Source organism: Caballeronia sp. LjRoot29 (assembly GCF_964252755.1).
Lineage (GTDB): Bacteria > Pseudomonadota > Gammaproteobacteria > Burkholderiales > Burkholderiaceae > Caballeronia.
Window position 1 is genome coordinate 69993 of record NZ_CAXUPU020000001.1, and the last position, 16809, is coordinate 86801.

General features: G+C 60.6%; 10 protein-coding genes. 4 read left to right on the top strand and 6 right to left on the bottom strand.

The annotated features are described in order from the left end of the window. The first annotated feature begins 1 nt into the window (after position 1). The gene (gene rng, locus ACSQ83_RS00275; RefSeq protein ID WP_436226881.1) at positions 2–1471 is read left to right on the top strand and encodes a ribonuclease G; all 1470 of its coding nucleotides are present in this window, start codon (positions 2–4) and stop codon (positions 1469–1471) included. 21 nt (positions 1472–1492) lie between these two features. On the opposite strand, the gene ACSQ83_RS00280 is transcribed toward rng, so the two are convergent. The 3 genes from ACSQ83_RS00280 to ACSQ83_RS00290 are packed head-to-tail and all read right to left on the bottom strand — an operon-like array spanning position 1493 to position 6395. Next, complete coding sequence (locus ACSQ83_RS00280; RefSeq protein ID WP_414948101.1) at positions 1493–1864, bottom strand: helix-turn-helix domain-containing protein; 372 nt, start codon at positions 1862–1864, stop codon at positions 1493–1495. After that, positions 1861–2130 carry a type II toxin-antitoxin system RelE family toxin gene (locus tag ACSQ83_RS00285; protein WP_436226882.1) on the bottom strand — a complete coding sequence of 90 codons (270 nt, stop codon included), beginning with the start codon at positions 2128–2130 and terminating at the stop codon, positions 1861–1863. Before ACSQ83_RS00285 ends, ACSQ83_RS00280 begins: the two co-directional genes overlap by 4 nt. Before the next feature lie 47 nt (positions 2131–2177). After that, complete coding sequence (locus tag ACSQ83_RS00290; RefSeq protein ID WP_436226883.1) at positions 2178–6395, bottom strand: CheR family methyltransferase; 4218 nt, start codon at positions 6393–6395, stop codon at positions 2178–2180. Positions 6396–7897: 1502 nt separating this feature from the next. Here ACSQ83_RS00290 and ACSQ83_RS00295 point away from each other — a divergent pair. The 3 genes from ACSQ83_RS00295 to ACSQ83_RS00305 all read left to right on the top strand — a co-directional run bounded on the left by ACSQ83_RS00295 (position 7898) and on the right by ACSQ83_RS00305 (position 12200). After that, on the top strand, positions 7898–11110 hold the full coding sequence (locus ACSQ83_RS00295; RefSeq protein ID WP_436226884.1) for a multidrug efflux RND transporter permease subunit: 3213 nt from the start codon (positions 7898–7900) through the stop codon (positions 11108–11110). A gap of 87 nt (positions 11111–11197) precedes the next feature. Then, complete coding sequence (locus ACSQ83_RS00300; RefSeq protein WP_414948096.1) at positions 11198–11500, top strand: hypothetical protein; 303 nt, start codon at positions 11198–11200, stop codon at positions 11498–11500. Positions 11501–11558: 58 nt separating this feature from the next. Then, complete coding sequence (locus tag ACSQ83_RS00305; protein ID WP_436226885.1) at positions 11559–12200, top strand: VC0807 family protein; 642 nt, start codon at positions 11559–11561, stop codon at positions 12198–12200. A 150-nt stretch (positions 12201–12350) separates the two neighbouring features. Here the strand turns inward: ACSQ83_RS00305 and msbA are convergent, their stop codons facing one another. The 3 genes from msbA to ACSQ83_RS00320 all read right to left on the bottom strand — a co-directional run bounded on the left by msbA (position 12351) and on the right by ACSQ83_RS00320 (position 16764). Beyond that, a complete protein-coding gene (gene msbA, locus ACSQ83_RS00310; RefSeq protein ID WP_436227073.1) occupies positions 12351–14069 on the bottom strand; it encodes a lipid A export permease/ATP-binding protein MsbA in 1719 nt (572 codons plus the stop codon). A gap of 269 nt (positions 14070–14338) precedes the next feature. Beyond that, the gene (locus tag ACSQ83_RS00315) at positions 14339–15631 is read right to left on the bottom strand and encodes an O-antigen ligase family protein (protein ID WP_414948094.1); all 1293 of its coding nucleotides are present in this window, start codon (positions 15629–15631) and stop codon (positions 14339–14341) included. Continuing rightward, positions 15628–16764 carry a glycosyltransferase family 9 protein gene (locus tag ACSQ83_RS00320; RefSeq protein WP_436226886.1) on the bottom strand — a complete coding sequence of 379 codons (1137 nt, stop codon included), beginning with the start codon at positions 16762–16764 and terminating at the stop codon, positions 15628–15630. Before ACSQ83_RS00320 ends, ACSQ83_RS00315 begins: the two co-directional genes overlap by 4 nt. Positions 16765–16809: the final 45 nt, after the last annotated feature.

Genomic DNA, 16809 nt, shown 5'->3' on the forward strand with positions numbered 1-16809 from the left:
CATGAACGAAGAAATCCTGATCAACGTCACACCGCAGGAAACCCGCGTTGCCCTCGTTCAGCAAGGCGCGGTGCAAGAACTTCACGTTGAGCGCACGTTGTCGCGCGGGCGCGTTGGCAATGTGTATCTCGGCAAGGTCGTGCGTGTGCTGCCGGGCATGCAGTCGGCTTTTATCGATATCGGGCTCGAGCGCGCTGCATTCCTGCACGTAGCGGATATCTGGCATCCCCGTATTGCTGGCGAAACGCATTCGAACACGCCGCATACGCCGATCGAGAAGATCGTATTCGAAGGCCAGGCGCTGATGGTGCAGGTGGTGAAGGATCCTATCGGCACCAAGGGCGCGCGGCTTTCCACGCAGGTGAGTATCGCGGGGCGGACGCTGGTTTATCTGCCGCAGGAACCGCATATTGGGATCTCGCAAAAGATTGCGAGCGAGGCCGAGCGCGAGGCCATTCGGGCACGGCTCACGGCCGTTCTTCCTGTCGATGAAAAAGGCGGGTATATCGTCCGGACGATCGCGGAAGATGCGTCGAGTGAAGAACTCGCGGCTGATGTCGCTTATTTGCGCAAGACGTGGCAAACAATTGTCGCGCAGGCGCAGCGGGTGGCGCCAACCTCGCTGTTGCATCAGGATCTTAATCTCGCACAGCGCGTGTTACGCGATTTCGTCAACGACGAGACTTCGCGTATTCAAGTGGATTCGCGCGAGACGTATCAAATGCTGGCCGACTTCGCGATCGAGTTCACACCCGCTGTGGCTTCGCGCGTGCATCACTATGCCGGCGAGCGCCCGCTCTATGACCTGTACAACATTGAAGCGGAGATTCAGAAAGCGTTGTCGCGTCGGGTAGATCTGAAGTCCGGTGGTTATCTGATGATCGACCAGACTGAGGCAATGACTACTATCGACGTAAATACGGGTGGTTATGTAGGTGCCCGTAATTTCGACGATACGATCTTTAAAACCAATCTTGAAGCAGCGCACACCATTGCACGGCAATTGCGGTTGAGGAATCTTGGCGGCATCATCATTATCGATTTCATCGATATGGAGAACGTCGAGCATCGCGATCAAGTGCTTGGCGAGTTGAAGAAAGCGTTATCGCGAGATAGAACGCGCGTGACGGTGAACGGGTTTTCGCAGTTGGGGCTGGTTGAGATGACACGCAAGCGTACGCGTGAATCGCTCGCGCATGTGTTGTGCGAACCGTGTCCGACCTGCGATGGCAAAGGCCAGGTCAAGACGCCGCGCACCGTGTGTTACGACGTGCTGCGCGAGATCATGCGTGAATCGCGTCAGTTCAATCCGCGTGAGTTTCGCGTGGTGGCGTCGCAGCAAGTGATTGATCTGTTTCTTGAGGAAGAGTCGCAGCATCTGGCCATGCTGATGGACTTTATCGGCAAGCCGGTTTCGCTGCAGGTTGAGTCGAACCTGAGTCAGGAACAGTACGATATTGTTTTGATGTGAGAACTCGGCGAGAGCAAAACGCTATTGCTGCCCGAGGATATCCACGGGTACAGAAAGCGCCCCGGCTATCGCGGCAAGTTTCTTGAAGGTGCCGTTTCGCTTCCCACTTTCAATCTGGCTCAAGTACGGTTTACTGATGCCAGATGCTTCGCTCAAAGCTTCTTGAGTGAGCTTGCGATATTCACGCCAGGCGCGTATTGGGTGTACGCCGGCTAATTCAGCATCCAGCACAACTGCGGGCACATGGAAACCGTCATCAGCTGCTTTCGCTTGATCAAAAAGCGCTTCGTCATCGAGATCCTCGATCAACGGCGCGACGCGGTTCCAAATTTCGATAGGCACGATTGCGAATTCAGCGCGACCGTCGCGTTCGATAAATTGGATGGTGGTCATTCGTAAGCCCCTCCTCGAGGTTTGACGGCAAGCACCAAGACCACTAGTTTGCCATCGTTGATTTCAAACAAAACACGCCAGTCACCAACACGTAACCGACAGCCATCACGTCCGGTCAGTTTCTTCACGTTAGCAGCCGAATACGGATCGTTCGCAAGCAGTTTTATCTTCGCCTGGATCGTAGCAGCGACGTTACGCGGCATTGTCTTAAGTACCTTGGCGGCATCTTTGGTGTATTCGATTATGTACACAACAAATGTTAGCATAATGCTAACCTATTGCAAACCCGCCATCTCGGAACACCCCCTCCCCCTCACCGCCGCAGACTCCGGTCAATCGCCGCGACCAATCCTTTAAGCGAAACCGGTTTGCTCAAATGCCCGTTAAACCCGGCATCGAGCGCCCGCATGACATCTTGCTCACGGCCAAACCCGGTAAGCGCCAGCGCAGGCAGCCGCGCGGTCCGCGGCGTCTTTCGCATCCGCTCGATCATCTCGTAGCCGTTCATGGTCGGCATGCCGATATCCGACAACACGACATCGAATTCCTCCTGCGCCACCGCTTCAAGCGCCCGCTCGGCGCTCGGCTCCGCGCGCACCTGCGCACCCTCCATTTCGAGCAGCGTACGAAACGCCTCCAACGCTTCGATGGAGTCATCGACGAGCAACACCCGCAAGCCCCGCAAGATGCCCGGATCAACAATTTCACGCGGCGTTTCCACCGGCACCGACGATGCGTTTTCCGGTAGCCACAGCCGAAAGCGCGCACCTTGCCCCTTCCCCGCCGACTCCGCTTCAATATGCCCGCCATGCAACTCAGCAAGTTGCTTCACGAGCGACAATCCAATCCCCAGGCCGCCTCGGTCCCGCCGTCCGCCGCCATCGGCCTGACTGAACATCTCGAAGATACGCGGCAGGAAGCCGGGATCAATACCCTGCCCCGTATCCGCCACCTCGATACAAACCAGCCCCTCATGCCGCGATAAAGCGATCCGCACCCGTCCGCCACGCGGCGTGAATTTAAGCGCATTGCGCACGAGATTCCAGACCATCTGCTCGACGCGCTCGGCATCGGCATGAATCATCACGGCGGCATCGGTTCCCACCGCCGACAACTCAATGCCACCCGCCTGCGCATCCGCCACGCTCGCGGCCACGACCGCGTGCAGCACGGACGCGATCTCCACCGGCGCGAAGCGGAGCGCGAGCTTGCCGGTACGCACACGCGACAGGTCGAGCAAGTCGTCGATGATCCTGGCCTGCCCGGCGACCGCACGCTGAATGGCATCGGCGGCGTCCTGCACGCTCGAAATATCCCGCACATCGGGTATGCGCGTGAGCAATTCCGCCTTCACGTGAATCAGGTTGAGCGGGTTCTTGAGCTCATGCGACAACACCGAAAAGAACTCGTCCTTCAACCGGTTCGCCGCTTCGGACTGCGCACGAATCGCGCGTTCGAGCGTAAGCGCCAGTTGCTTCTGGCTCTCGATACCGGTCTTGTCGGTGACATCGCGGGCAATCTTCGCGTAACCGCGGAATTGATCGGATTCGATAGGCGTAGTGACACCGCTGCAATAGATTTCGGTGCCGTCGGCGCGTACGTGCCAGCGTTCGTCTTCCACACGGCCAGCCTGAGTGGCGCGCTGCCGCTCGCGTAAAGGCGCGCGCGCTGCACGATCGTCGGGGAGAAAAATAAGGTCCAGCGGCTGGCCTCGCACTTCGCTTTCCACATAGCCAAAGATGCGTTGCGCACCGCCGTTCCACGTGACAACCAAACCGTTCATGTCCAGCACGATGATCGCGTAATCGTTTGTGGTCACGGCGGCCAGCCGCAAGCGTTCCTCGCTGCTGCGCGCCGCCGCTTCGGCCGCGCGGCGCGCCGTGATGTCGATCAACGTGATGACCGCCCCGTCGATCTGATCGTCCGCCGTGCGATACGGCAGCACCCGCGCAAGGAACCATTCGCCGCGGTCCGTGCGGACCTCGCGCTCGGTGAACGTGAGCGTGTCGAAGGCCGCGCGTGCATCGGTGGCCATCTCCGGATAGTCGAGCCGATGCGTAAGATCCAGCAGCGGCCGCCCGATGTCCGACGCAATCAGCTTGAAGAGCCCGACCGCCGGCGCCGTATATCGCTTGATACGCATTTCCCGATCGACGAATACCGTCGCAATGCCGGTGGACGAGATCAGGTTGCGCAGGTCATCGTTAGCCTTGGAGGTCTCGGTGACGGTGTCGGAGAGTTCCAGGTTCACCGTCACCAGTTCTTCATTGACCGACTGCAGCTCTTCCTTGCCCGCTTCGAGTTCCTCGCTGGTCGAGCGCAGCTCTTCGTTGATCGCCTGCAATTCTTCATTCGACGCCATCAACTCCTCGGACGACACGCTGGCGTCCTCGCTCAACGTGTCCATCTGCGTCTGCGCACGATATGGGTCCTGTTCCAGATCGCCGAGTTTGGTGACATCGGCGGAGACGTCGTGTGCGGGCGAATTCGGTTGAACTGCTGCATGGGCCTCGTTCCCGGCCTCGTTCTCATTCTCTGTCTCGTCGAAGAACACGACAACCACGTCTTCGCCACTCTCATTGTCCTTGAACAGCCGTGCCGATAGCTTGACGAACGATGACGTCTCGCCACGCGAAAAGCACACGCGCTGCGACACGACGCTGTCCCCGTCGCGCAATACGCGATGCAGCGTGTTCCGCAATTCCGCGCGCAGCTCCGGATTGACGAGCGTGAGCAGATTGCGCGAGGGCTCGCCGCCAACATACTGAAGGAAACGCCCGGCGTGATCGGACATATGCAGGATGGCGCCATCGCGATCCACGGTGACGTTCGGCGGCGCGTAACGCTCGAATACGCGCCGACGCAGCGCCGTGAGTGACGCGGATGTCTCGCGCCCGAGACCCATCTGTCTGGGGACGTCGAAGATCGCGGCGGGACGAATGAGCGGCAGCGGCGGCATGGCACGCGCGCCAATGCGCTTCGATTGATAAATACGGTTGCGCTTGTCCACTTGCTCGAACAAGTCGCTTGCAATGTCGGTGGATTCCGCCGCGCCGAGAAACAAGAACCCGCCCGGCCGCAGCGCAAAGTGAAACGTCTCCAGCACTTGGCGCTGCACCGTCCTGTCGAGGTAAATGAGCAAGTTGCGGCACGAGATCAGGTCCATGCCCGAAAACGGCGGATCGCTCAGGATGTTATGGACAGCGAACACAACCTTCTGGCGCAGTTCCTTGCTCACCTGGAAACTGCCGCCCGGCTTCACGAAAAACCGCCGCAACCGCTCAGGCGATACGTCTGCCACGATCGATCCCGCGTACATGCCCGCGCGCGCTGTATCGATCGCGCTTGCGTCGACATCGGTCGCGAAAACCTGGATCAACGGAAACTTGCCCTCGACCGGCCCGTGTTCGATCAGCAGCATCGCGAGCGAGTACGGCTCCTCTCCCGTAGAGCACCCCGCCGACCACGCGCGCACCGGATCGTCGGGCGAGCGCCGTGTGAACAGGTTCGCCACGACGCGCTGCTCGAAGGCATCAAACGATTTACGGTCGCGGAAGAAATTCGTCACGCCGATCAGCATGTCCTTCAGGAGCGCGGTCGTTTCCTCAGGATGCGTTTCGATAAACCGCTTGTACCCGGCCAGATCGGCGACACCGTTCACCTGCAGCCGCCGTTCAATGCGCCGCATGACCGTGCCGCGTTTATAGTGCCGGAAGTCATGACCGGTGCGGATGCGCAGGATGGTCAGCAATGCCTGGAGCACGTCAGAATCGTCGTCGATGGTCGAAACAGCCGGCTCGATCCGCTGTTCAATACCGTGTTCAACATCGGGATCATTTGAGGGCAACTCGTCGACGGCATACAGCATCTTCATCGCGCGGGCGTTGTCGCGCAGTTCGATAAGGCGGGCGGGCATCCGCTCGACCGACAGCACGATATCGACGAACCCGGTTGCCAGCGCATTGCGCGGCATCTCGTCAAATTCCGCGTCCGTCGGGTCCTGCACGATGTTGATACCGTTCTGCTCCTTGATCCGTGCTATCCCCATCGAACCGTCGCTGCCCATCCCCGACAGGATGATGCTGATCGAACGGGCCCGGTGCGCGTCCGCCAGGCTCCGGAAGAACAGGTCGATTGCGACCGGTTTTCGTCGCACCGGATCGCTCGGGACGACATGCAGACAGCCGTCCGCCAGCGATAAATCGTTCGACGGCGAAATCAGGTAGACCGTGTTCTTTTCGATTGGCGTGGTGCCGAAGACCTGCACGACCGGCATGGAGATTGAGCGTTGCAGCACTTCGTCGACATGGCTCGCGTGGTTCGGCGATATATGCAGCACCGCGACGAACGCCATGCCGCCGTCCGCCGGCATGCCCTGAAGCAAACGCATCAGTGCCTGGATGCCGCCCGCGGACGCACCGATACCAACAATCGGGAAATCGACTGAACGAGGATTGGACGACACTGCGGATGAAGATGAGGATTCGGCGGACGAACTGATCCGGGCACCGGGCGGCTTTCTAATGGTCATTGGAGGCTCCTTCCGAGCACTTGCAAACCGGCCGGGCAAAAGCGATTTGCAAGTCTGCTTCCTGGGCCATCCGCGCCGGGTGTCCTTCCGCCTCGCGAGATAGAAACAGGTAATAACGACGTTATCGTCGTCTGCTTATTTCAATGATATTAATCCTTATTCGGCATTGCGGAGAAAAGATTATTGATTAATTCAATTGCTTAACTTTCGTAGCGGTATTTGTTGAACATTGCGAAAAATCGTGACGAAGTTTCGGTACAAATGATTATTTTTAACAATGAAAATTCCGAAATTATCGGTAGGTTTTATCGAAACCATATCGCGGTAATTTAAATCCGCAACGATTACACGTCTCGAATCAACATCTTAATTAGCACGTTCGGTCGGTTTATCGTTTGCTTCAACTCGTCGCTCCGTTCACGCCGGCAACGAACGTTACGTCCCACGGCGTAAATGTAGCAAGCGTGCGGAACAAGCGGCGTTTTGCACGGTTGCCTCGATTGCGTTCGGCTAGGTCCTATCGGCGTCGAGCGTTGTCAGTGAAGGAAACGAGGGTCTTTTTTCAGAGCATGGCGGAACGTGGCACGGCTCATGCTGAAAAAGGTTCAAGCCTCGCATTGACCAACGCGACGGTGATGCGGCTCTTCAGGCGGTTCATCCTGACGGGCCGGATTTTCGATAAAGCACCACATCATTCGGGCCGTTGTTACAGCGCACATAAACAGCGTTGCCCCGGATGGCAATAACCAGCGACCGCAAAAATGTCGGCGCTACCGGGGAAACATGATGAATCACCGACTAATAGAAACTGATCTTGTGCATCTTGAAAAGATAATCAACCGGGTTGCATCGAGTCACGGGCTGTCTTTGTCCTATTGGCGCAATCGCGTTGATTCCTTTTTGTCGATGCGCCTCATGCCGGCGCAACGCAAGCGTATAGCCCATATAGAAACGATCATCGCGACGCTTGAGCAAGCCGCGTCGAGCAAGACATCTTGCCAATAAGCACGCAACGATCGACAGGCCGTCCGAACGGCCTGTCGATGATCACCTATCTACGTCTACTCGCACGCTGACCCGTTTTTAATCCCATCTGCCCGCAACGGGTTTTCTCGAATATCACATCTATTAATAGCCCATGCTTTAAAAGCATAATCTCGTCACCTTTCATTATCGAAATAATGCCCTGAATAGCTATCCGCTTAATAATGCTGGACACAATTATTTTAAGTTTTTAATATCACTCCGCTGACGCTTGGACGAAAGCCAACAAGAAATCCCACCGTCGCCAGATTTCAAGCTCGCTAGTCTTGAACAACAATCTTGACGCACCGTTCCGCCACTCAAGATCGGCGCAATGCCGGCCAAGTTGTCACCGACGGTCGTCGCGGAAATCGCGAGAAATCGGAAATATCGCGCGGATTGCGGACGCAACGACTTCCGATGAAGATCGGCAAATCCCGGTAGCCTTCAATCAACCTCATTGAATCGTCAGGACCCGCGTGCCGTCTTTTTTCATCGATCGTCCGGTTTTTGCGTGGATTGTTGCCCTGGCCATTTTCGTGGCGGGCGCGCTGGTCACGCCCTTCCTGCCTGTCGCGCAATATCCGCGGCTGACGCCGCCGCGCATTGTGATTGACGCGATGTATCCGGGCGCGGCGCCGGAAAGCGTCGACAACACCGTGGCGAGCGTGATCGAAGAAAGCCTCGACGGCGCCGAGGGCTTGCAATACTACGAAACGACCAGCGACAGCCTCGGCGAACTCGAAATCGCGGCCACGTTTTCGGCGGGTACCAACCCGGACATCTCCATGGTCGATGTCCAGAACCGGATGAAGCAGATCGAGTCGCGCCTGCCGCAGCAAGTCGTGCAGCAAGGCATCAGCGTCTTCAAGTCGACCGGCACGTTCCTGATGCTGGTCGCGCTCACTTCCACCGACGGCCAGCGCGATTCCGTGGAACTCAGCGACTACGTCAATCGCTATATGCTGCGCGACCTGAAGCGCGCGCCGGGTGTCGGCTCAGCCGAATTGTGGGACGCCGGAGAGGCGTTGCGGGTCTGGATCGATCCGATGAAACTGCGCGAATACAACCTGGCCGCGGCCGACGTCACCCAGGCCATCGCGGCGCAAAACGCGACGGTCACCGCCGGCACGCTTGGCGACGTGCCCTTCGTCGCCGGTCAGCAATTGACGGCGTCGGTCACGGTCAGGGGACAATTGATCTCGCCAGGCGAATTCGGCGAGATCGTGCTGAAAGCGCGCACCGACGGATCGGCCGTCCGGCTGAAGGACGTGGCGCGGGTCGAGGTGGGACGCGACAGCTACGCGTCGTTTTCTCGACTGAACGGCAAGTCGGCGGCAACGATCGGTATCCGGCTTTCGCCTCAAGGCAACGCGATGGAAACCTCCGCCGCGATCCGCGCGAAGCTGGCTGAATTGTCGCGTAGCCTGCCACCGGGCACGGCGGTCGAAATTCCGTCCGACAACGCCAAGTTCGTCCACGTCGCGCTGCACGAAGTGGCGTTGACGCTCTTCGAAGCCGTGCTGCTGGTGTTCCTGGTCATGTGGCTTTTCCTGCGCGACCTGCGTTATGCGCTGGTGCCCACGGTGGTGATTCCGGTTGCGCTGACCGGCGCGCTGCTTGCGCTGTATGTGCTCGGCATGTCGATCAACGTGTTCACCATGTTCGCGATGGTGCTGGCGATCGGGATCCTGGTCGACGATGCCATCGTCGTGGTCGAGAACGTCGATCGCGTGATGCGCGAAGAGGGACTGGCGCCTCGCGCGGCCACGCGCCGGGCGATGCAGCAGATGGGCAGCGCGATTGTCGGCATTACCGCCGTGCTGACCGCCGTGTTCGTGCCGATGGCCTTTTTCCCCGGCAGCGTCGGCGGGATTTATCGGCAATTCACGGTCGCGATGATCGCGTCGATTCTCGTGTCCGCGTTCACGGCACTTTCACTGACGCCGGCGTTGTGCGCGAACCTGCTGAAAGCACCGCCGCGCAGTGCTGTGCGGCATGGTGCTCACGGCTTGCATGGATCGCACGGGGCCAGTGGCCGTTCGTTCGGCTTTACGGCCGCCTTCGACTGGACCTCGCGCAAATATCGCGGGCTCGTCGCGCGCGTGCTGCGCCGCGCGGGTTCCATGCTCGTGGTGTATCTCGTGCTGGCCGGCGCATGCGCGTTGCTTTATCTGCATATGCCGGGCGGCTTCCTGCCTCAGGAAGACCAGGCGCAGCTTCAGGTGATGGTGCAGTTGCCGGCGGGCGCTACGCAGGCGCGCACGCTCGCGGTCGTCGAGCAGGCGGAAGCCATCCTGAAACGCCAGCAGGCAGTGGCCAACGTGACGACCGTGGTCGGCTGGAGTTTCCAGGGCAGCGGCCAGAACGTGGCCATGTGTTTTGTCGATTTGAAGGACTGGTCGGCGCGCACGACCGACGCAGCCACGCTGCGCGACACGCTGAATCGCGGGTTCTCGAAGATCATGGACGGCGAGGTCACTGCCCAGATGCCGCCGTCGGTTCCGGGCATGGGTCATTCCGAAGGGTTCGTGATGCGGCTGGAAGATCGCGGCGGCATTGGCATTGCCGCGCTGACTGCCGCACGCGAACAGCTCTTCGACCAGGCCCGCCACAATCCCGCTTTCGCCGATGTCCACTCGGAAGCGTTGCCTGACGCGCCGCGCATCGTGCTGGAAGTCGATCGCGCGAAGGCTTATGCGCTGGGCGTTTCGTTCGACAAGATCGGCGACGCACTGGGGAACACCTTCGGCTCGTCGTATATCGACGACTTCCCGTCAGGCGGCCGTATGCGTCGCGTGATGGTCGCCGCCGACGCGCCGTCGCGGATGACCGAAGAGAGTCTGATGAACCTGTCGGTGCGTAACGCCGCGGGACAGATGGTGCCGATGTCCTCCGTGGCATCGTTGCACTGGACGACCGGGCCGTCGGTGCTGACGCGCTACAACGGTTCGCCTTCACTCGATGTCAGCGGCCGTCCCGCCAACGGCGTCAGTTCCGGCGCGGCAATGGCCGAAATGGAGCGGCTCGCGCAAGCGCTGCCGGTGGGCGTGGGTTATGACTGGACCGACACCGCGCTTGAAGAAACGCGTGCCGCCCGCCTGACGCCTATCCTGATTGGCTTGTCGCTGCTGGCCGTGTTCATGGCGCTGGCGGCGCTTTACGAGAGCTGGACCATTCCGCTCGCGGTGCTGACGATCGTGCCGCTGGGCGTGATTGGCGCCGTGATCGCGATGCTTCTGCGCGGCATGCCCAACGATGTCTATTTCAAGGTCGGGATGATCACGGTGATCGGGTTATCGGCGAAAAACGCGATCCTGATCGTGCAGTTCGCGCGCACGCTTTACGCCGATGGCGCGCCATTGAAGGACGCAATCGTCGCCGCGGCGAGTGCGCGCTTCCGGCCGATCGTGATGACATCGGCGGCGTTCTTGCTGGGCGTCGTGCCGTTGCTCGTGTCCACGGGCGCCGGGGCGGAAAGCCGGCGATCGATCGGGACCGGCGTATTCGGCGGCGCCATTACGGCGACCGTGCTCGGGCTGGTGTTCACGCCGCTGGCGTTTTATATCGTTGTATCGGGGCAGCGGTTTATTCAAAGCCGCGTGCAGTCGATGAGCCGGGAGAAGGTGACGCCAAACGCCGTCGAGTCCGAGGCGCCGCGCCGCGACGTGCAAGGTTCGCAAGAGGGATAGTTCGACGTGGCGCAGCCGGCCCATTTCGCCGATGCGTTTCCCCTATGATGGCAATCTCGCGTACTTTCGCGCATCGGGAGGCATGTCATGCAGTTTCCAGCAGGATCCGTTCAGGCGCTCAGTTCGGCCGCATCGACGGTGTTTTCCATCGGCATCGTGTTCCTCGGTTACTGGGGCATTCACGAGGGCTCGCATTGGCGCTCCGGCGATATCTCCGTCGCGCTGCTGGCGCTCGCCGGTTTCGCGTGCCTGGGTTTGGTGCCCTGGCTGGCCACGTCTCCAACCAAACGTCCCGACGATGAATCGCGCGTGCGTATTGCGCGTCATGCGTTTTTGGGTGGCGTAGGCGCGTTGTGGCTGGCTATTGTCGTGTCCGTGTTCACGCAATGAGCGTCGCGCGCGCTGCGTGTTTTTCATTGCCGCTTCCCTTCCCCGGCACTCATCCCTCATGAAGATTCGAGCAGGCGCTGTCGTTGAACTCGTGGTCAATCTCCTGCTGCCGTGGCTTGCGTATCGGCTCGCGTTGCCGCATTGGGGCGAACTCGGCGCGCTGTACGCGTCGGCGGTGCCGCCGGTTGTCTGGAGCCTCGTGGAGTTCGCGAGAACCCGTCGCGTCGATGCCCTCAGCATCCTGGTCCTGCTCGGGATCGTGTTGTCCATCGTGCTGATGGCGCTTGGCGGCAGTCCGCGCTTGTTGCTGATGCGCGAGTCGATGGCGTCGGGCGCTATTGGCGTTGTGTTCCTGGTTTCGCTCGTGCTGCGGCGTCCGCTCACCTTTTATCTCGCCCGGGCAACCGTCGCGCGCAAGGAAGAAGGCGGCGCGGAAAGATTCGAGGCGCTCTGGAAAGAACGGCCCGCGCTGCGTCGGTCAGTGCGTCTGATGACTGCTGTTTGGGGGTTCGGCCTGGCCGGCGAGAATGCGCTTCGAGCCTGGCTGGCGTGGCACTGGCCGGTCGAGCGCTTCCTTGTTGTCTCGCCGTTCATCGGATATGCGATCTATGGCGCGTTGACGGTATGGACGCTGATATATCGCAGGAAGCTTCAGCGGCGTGGTACGGCCGCGCCTACGGAGGCTGTTGGTCCTTCGTAGTGCAGTGAGCAATCTCGGTCTGCAAGGCTACCGAATGCGCCGATGGGTTCACAGGCCCCCGAGGCTCGCGTTTCATCCACGCTCCCAACGCAAAACGCGCCCCTGATCGTTTCTGGCCAGGGGCGCGCATCGATTAAAATCTCAAAAGCTTCAAGCCGCCTGCTGCTGATACTGGATCCGATGAAGGTTCGCGTATAGCCCGTTGTGGCGCAGCAACTCGGCGTGGCTGCCCTGCTCGGCGATTTTCCCTGCGTCCATTACCAGGATCCGGTCGGCACGCTCAATAGTCGACAACCTGTGCGCGATCACCAGCGTCGTGCGCCCCTTCATCAGCGTTTCCAGGGCTTCCTGCACGTGCCGTTCGGACTCGGAATCGAGCGCGGACGTCGCTTCATCGAGGATAAGAATGGGCGCGTCCTTGTAGATCGCCCGCGCAATAGCCAGCCGCTGCCGCTGCCCGCCCGACAAGCGCATGCCATTGCCGCCGACACGCGTGTCCACGCCTTCGGGCATGGCCGCGACGACATCGGCCAGATTCGCCGCAGCCAGCGCCGCCATCACCCGATCGCGATCCGGCGTCTGGCCATACGCGACGTTGGCGGCGATCGTGTCGTTGAAGAGCACCACGTCCTGGCTCACCATCGCCATTTGTCCGCGCAGGTCGTGCAGGCTGTACTCCTGAAGCGGCACGCCGTCGACCAGCACTGCGCCGCTGGCGGGATCGAAGAAACGCGGCAACAGGTTGACCAGCGTGGTCTTGCCGCTGCCCGACGCACCAGCCAGCGCCACCATTTCTCCCGGGGCGATCTTGAACGAAATCGCGTCGAGCGTGGGTGTTCCAGTCGATCCATAACTGAACGACACTTCGCGGAATTCCACCTCGCCGCTGGCGCGCACGAGCGGCCTGCCGCCGCCTTCGGGCTCGGCGGGTTCATCGATAAGACCGAAGATCAGTTCCGCTGCCGTCATGCCGCGCTGCAGCGGCTGGTTGATATCGATCAGGTGCTTGAGCGGCGAGATTACCAGCAGCATGGACGTGACAAACGCCACGAACCCGCCGACGGTCGTCTGGTCATTCGCCGACTGCACCACGGCAATGGTGATGACAATAGCGAGTGCAATCGACGCCAAAAACTGCGTGAGCGGCTGTGCGAGACCGCCGGACACTGTCATGCGCATTTGGTAGCCGCGCAGGCGATTGCTCATGTCGGTGAAGCGGTCGTTTTCGTAGCGCTGGCCGTTATGAACCTTGACGACCTTATAACCGCCAACGGTCTCTTCCACGATGTACGACAGCTCGTTCGTCAGCAACTGCGACTCACGATTAAGCCGCCGCAACCGTCGATTGATCTTGCTCACCAGCCAGCCGATAGCCGGCAGGATCACCGCGATGACCAAGGTCAGCCGCCAGTTGAGGATGAACAGGTATCCCAGCAGAAAAACCACGGTGAGCGAATCGCGCACGAGCGTGACGACCACGCTCTGGAGCACGTTGAGGATCTGATTCACCTCGAACACGATGGCGTTGATGATCGTGCTCGCCGTTTCCCGCTGGAAGAAACCGGCGCTGGTGTGGATCATCCGGTCGAACATCTTCAGGCGCAGTTCGAGCAGGATCTTGTTGGTGACGTAGGCGAGCAGGTAGCCCGACGCGTATTGCGCGCCGCCTCGCACCACGGCGAGGCCGACGACCGCGCCCGGCACGATCCACTTGGCGCTGGCACTGCCCTTCGCACCGAAGCCGTGATCGAGCAGCGGCTTGAGCAGCATGGGAATACCGGCCTCGCTTGCAGCGACGAAACCCATGGCGATCAGGCCGAGCGCGACAATCCAGATCAGGGGGCGGATGTACGGCCAGAGCCGGCGCATCACGGCAGCCGGCGATGTAGTCTGCCCGCTGCCGATCGTTTTGCTCAGGGTTGGCTTTTGACTCAAAAGAGGTCCTTAATCGTGAATCCGTGCGTCGGACAGCGGGCGGAGCGGGAGTGAACCCGCGCCCGCTGTCCGACGCTTAGGCGCGCCAAACCGCGCCGACACGGCAAACCGGTATTGTAATGCGCCGTGAGTCTTTGTCTCATTAAGAGGCTTGTCCGGGAGAATGCCGCAACAAGGCCGAGTTGCGGCCTCCGCTGCCCGCTCTACTGCTGCTGCGACAAAGCCCCTCGCGCAGGCGCAACCCGCCCCGCGAGACGCTCGCCGCGACCGAGCAGGAACCCGGAAAAACACCAGAAAGCGAGCGCGGTGGTCTGCCACATGAAGTCGTCGGTGAAATTCTTTGCAATCATTCCGATGACCAGCGCCATGCCCGCCGAACTCAGCCAGGGCACCACATGCCGCAGCCGCCAGAAACGCCAGATCAACGCAAGCAGCAGCGCCGCCTCCAGCACCACGCCCACGATTCCCGTCTCCAGCCACGTATTCAGAAATAGATTGTGCGCATGCGTCAGCGCCTGTGGTTCCGTCTCCAGCAACGCAGGCGGAATTTCGCTTTGAAATACCCGGCCCGGCAACGGCTTGCCGAAACCCACGCCGGTCCACGTATGCGACTCACCTTCCCGGCCGTAGAACGCCCAGAGTTTAGGACGCGTATCCGAAGACATGACATCTCCAATGCCCGCCAGTGCCTCGGGGACATACACCTGGTCCTTGCCCACTCTCAGCTCCCGCGCAGCGGCTTTCGGCATCGCGTGGCCGTAACGCATCCGCGCGCTCATCTCGAGCGTGCCCACCGCAGCCACGCCGATCACCGCCACGCACACGGCCGCGATCACGAGGTGCTTGCGGTACAGCGGGTAGCACGCGATAACAAGCGTCACGGCCGCGGCAGGCCAGAAGAACCGGTTGAGGGTCGCCAGCCCGATGACAAGAGCCAGCACCAGCCCGCTCAGGGCGATTGGCCACCAGCGGCGATTCAGCAGCAGGCCGGTGAAGAGTGTCATCGAAAAGATGACGAGTGTGCTCGTGTGGCCGACGCGGTTGTAATAGTGGAGAAGGATGTCGGCGGGATTCGTGGGCGGCTGCAAACGGCCCCAGTAATACAGGCTGCCGGCGGCCAGCAGCAGGCAGGCCACCCAGTTGATCAGCACCATCCATTCGGGCTTCGTCGTGCGCGTGCCGATCAGCCAGAACGCGAAGAACGACACCAGCGGATACAACACTTCGTCGAGCCACGCGTGCATGCTGTCACGCGGATACGGCGACCATGCAATCGACGCCAGCGCCCACGCACTCCAGATAACAATAGGCCACAGCAGCGGCCAGTGCAGCGGCGACGGCCGCTCCGAAGAAAAAGCCGCGGCGAGTGTGCCGATACCAACCAGTCCCAGCGCCATGTTCTCCAGCGCGGTCATATGGGCGAACATCGCGACAAACATAATTACTGGACACGCCACCCACAGAACGCGTTCCAACTGCCTGCACATCTTCGTCATTGCACTCCCGGAAGGACCGCCTGCAAGCTGTTGCAGACGACCTCAAGCGAAATAAATCCCATGCAGTCCGCATGGTCACCACGCCATGCGACGCATGTCTTCGTGTTGCGGTCACAGCGGCGAGCCCAGGCCACGTGCCGTCTGAAGATATCTTGTTCATTGCGGCACGGCATGTCCGCGATAGTAACCGGCATGAACGGTGCGTCGCGCCAGTAATTTCCCGCGCCATGTATCAACGCGTTACCAGGGCCGAACAATGTAACCGTCGGCACGCCGGTCAGGCGCCCGAGGTGCGCCACGCCCGTATCGGGACAGACAATCGCGCGCGCGCCGGCGAACAGATGCCACACCTGTCCCAGATCGATCCGGCCCGCGAAATTCGGGTAACGGCCATTGGGATCAATCACATCGACCAGCGCCGTCTCGCTCGGTCCGCCACTCCACACAGGCGTGAATCCGCGTGCTTGCACGAACTGCGCCAGCGCTCGCCAGCGATCGTCGGGCCAGCGCTTGACCTCGGTGCTCGCGCCTGGATGTAAGACCACGTAAGGACTTCGCAACACGCGCGCGTCAGGTTCTGAAAACCCGGCAGGCGCGGGCGCCGGCCAGTCACTTACTCGATACGGCCGCGGCGGCGGCCCGGCCACCAGTTCAGCCGCAAGATCCGCCCATGCTGCCGGTATATCCGGATACAGCACGGCTTCGTCAAGCGGCATGTTTTTCCACGCCGGCTTGTCCGCAGCGTGTCCGACAATCCATCGGCACCCGGCCGCCAATGCAAGCCATGCATGTCGATTATCTCCGGCCACGATGCCCAGATCGTACGGTCCCGAACGCAACACCGCATTCACCGAGCGGAAGTCGCGCGGATCGAAGGCAATGACGTCGATGCCAAACGGCCGGCCCGCATAGAGCGGCACGATCGGTTTGGGACAGGTCAGCACGATCTGCGCGTCAGGATATTGCGCGCGAAGTTTCGCGACGAGCGGCGTCAGCAATAGCGTGTCGCCGAGCAACAAATGATGCGCGATCAGGATGCGCCTCAAGACTTGAGGCTTACGGCGCAGCGGCTTCAACGCCAACCGGGGCAACGCGCGGGCGATGATGCGCACGCGTCCGGAAAGTCGGCTCATCGGGTGGCGTTCCTACGTGAAATCGAGATTATGCCGGTTGATGGT

Bases quoted from the DNA above. Each gene is read 5' to 3' on its own strand.
- rng (WP_436226881.1), top strand. From the start codon at position 2: ATGAACGAAGAAATCCTGATCAACGTCACACCGCAGGAAACCCGCGTT.
- ACSQ83_RS00280 (WP_414948101.1), bottom strand. From the start codon at position 1,864: ATGACCACCATCCAATTTATCGAACGCGACGGTCGCGCTGAATTCGCA.
- ACSQ83_RS00285 (WP_436226882.1), bottom strand. From the start codon at position 2,130: ATGCTAACATTTGTTGTGTACATAATCGAATACACCAAAGATGCCGCC.
- ACSQ83_RS00290 (WP_436226883.1), bottom strand. From the start codon at position 6,395: ATGACCATTAGAAAGCCGCCCGGTGCCCGGATCAGTTCGTCCGCCGAA.
- ACSQ83_RS00300 (WP_414948096.1), top strand. From the start codon at position 11,198: ATGCAGTTTCCAGCAGGATCCGTTCAGGCGCTCAGTTCGGCCGCATCG.
- ACSQ83_RS00305 (WP_436226885.1), top strand. From the start codon at position 11,559: ATGAAGATTCGAGCAGGCGCTGTCGTTGAACTCGTGGTCAATCTCCTG.
- msbA (WP_436227073.1), bottom strand. From the start codon at position 14,069: ATGCGCCGGCTCTGGCCGTACATCCGCCCCCTGATCTGGATTGTCGCG.
- ACSQ83_RS00315 (WP_414948094.1), bottom strand. From the start codon at position 15,631: ATGACGAAGATGTGCAGGCAGTTGGAACGCGTTCTGTGGGTGGCGTGT.
- ACSQ83_RS00320 (WP_436226886.1), bottom strand. From the start codon at position 16,764: ATGAGCCGACTTTCCGGACGCGTGCGCATCATCGCCCGCGCGTTGCCC.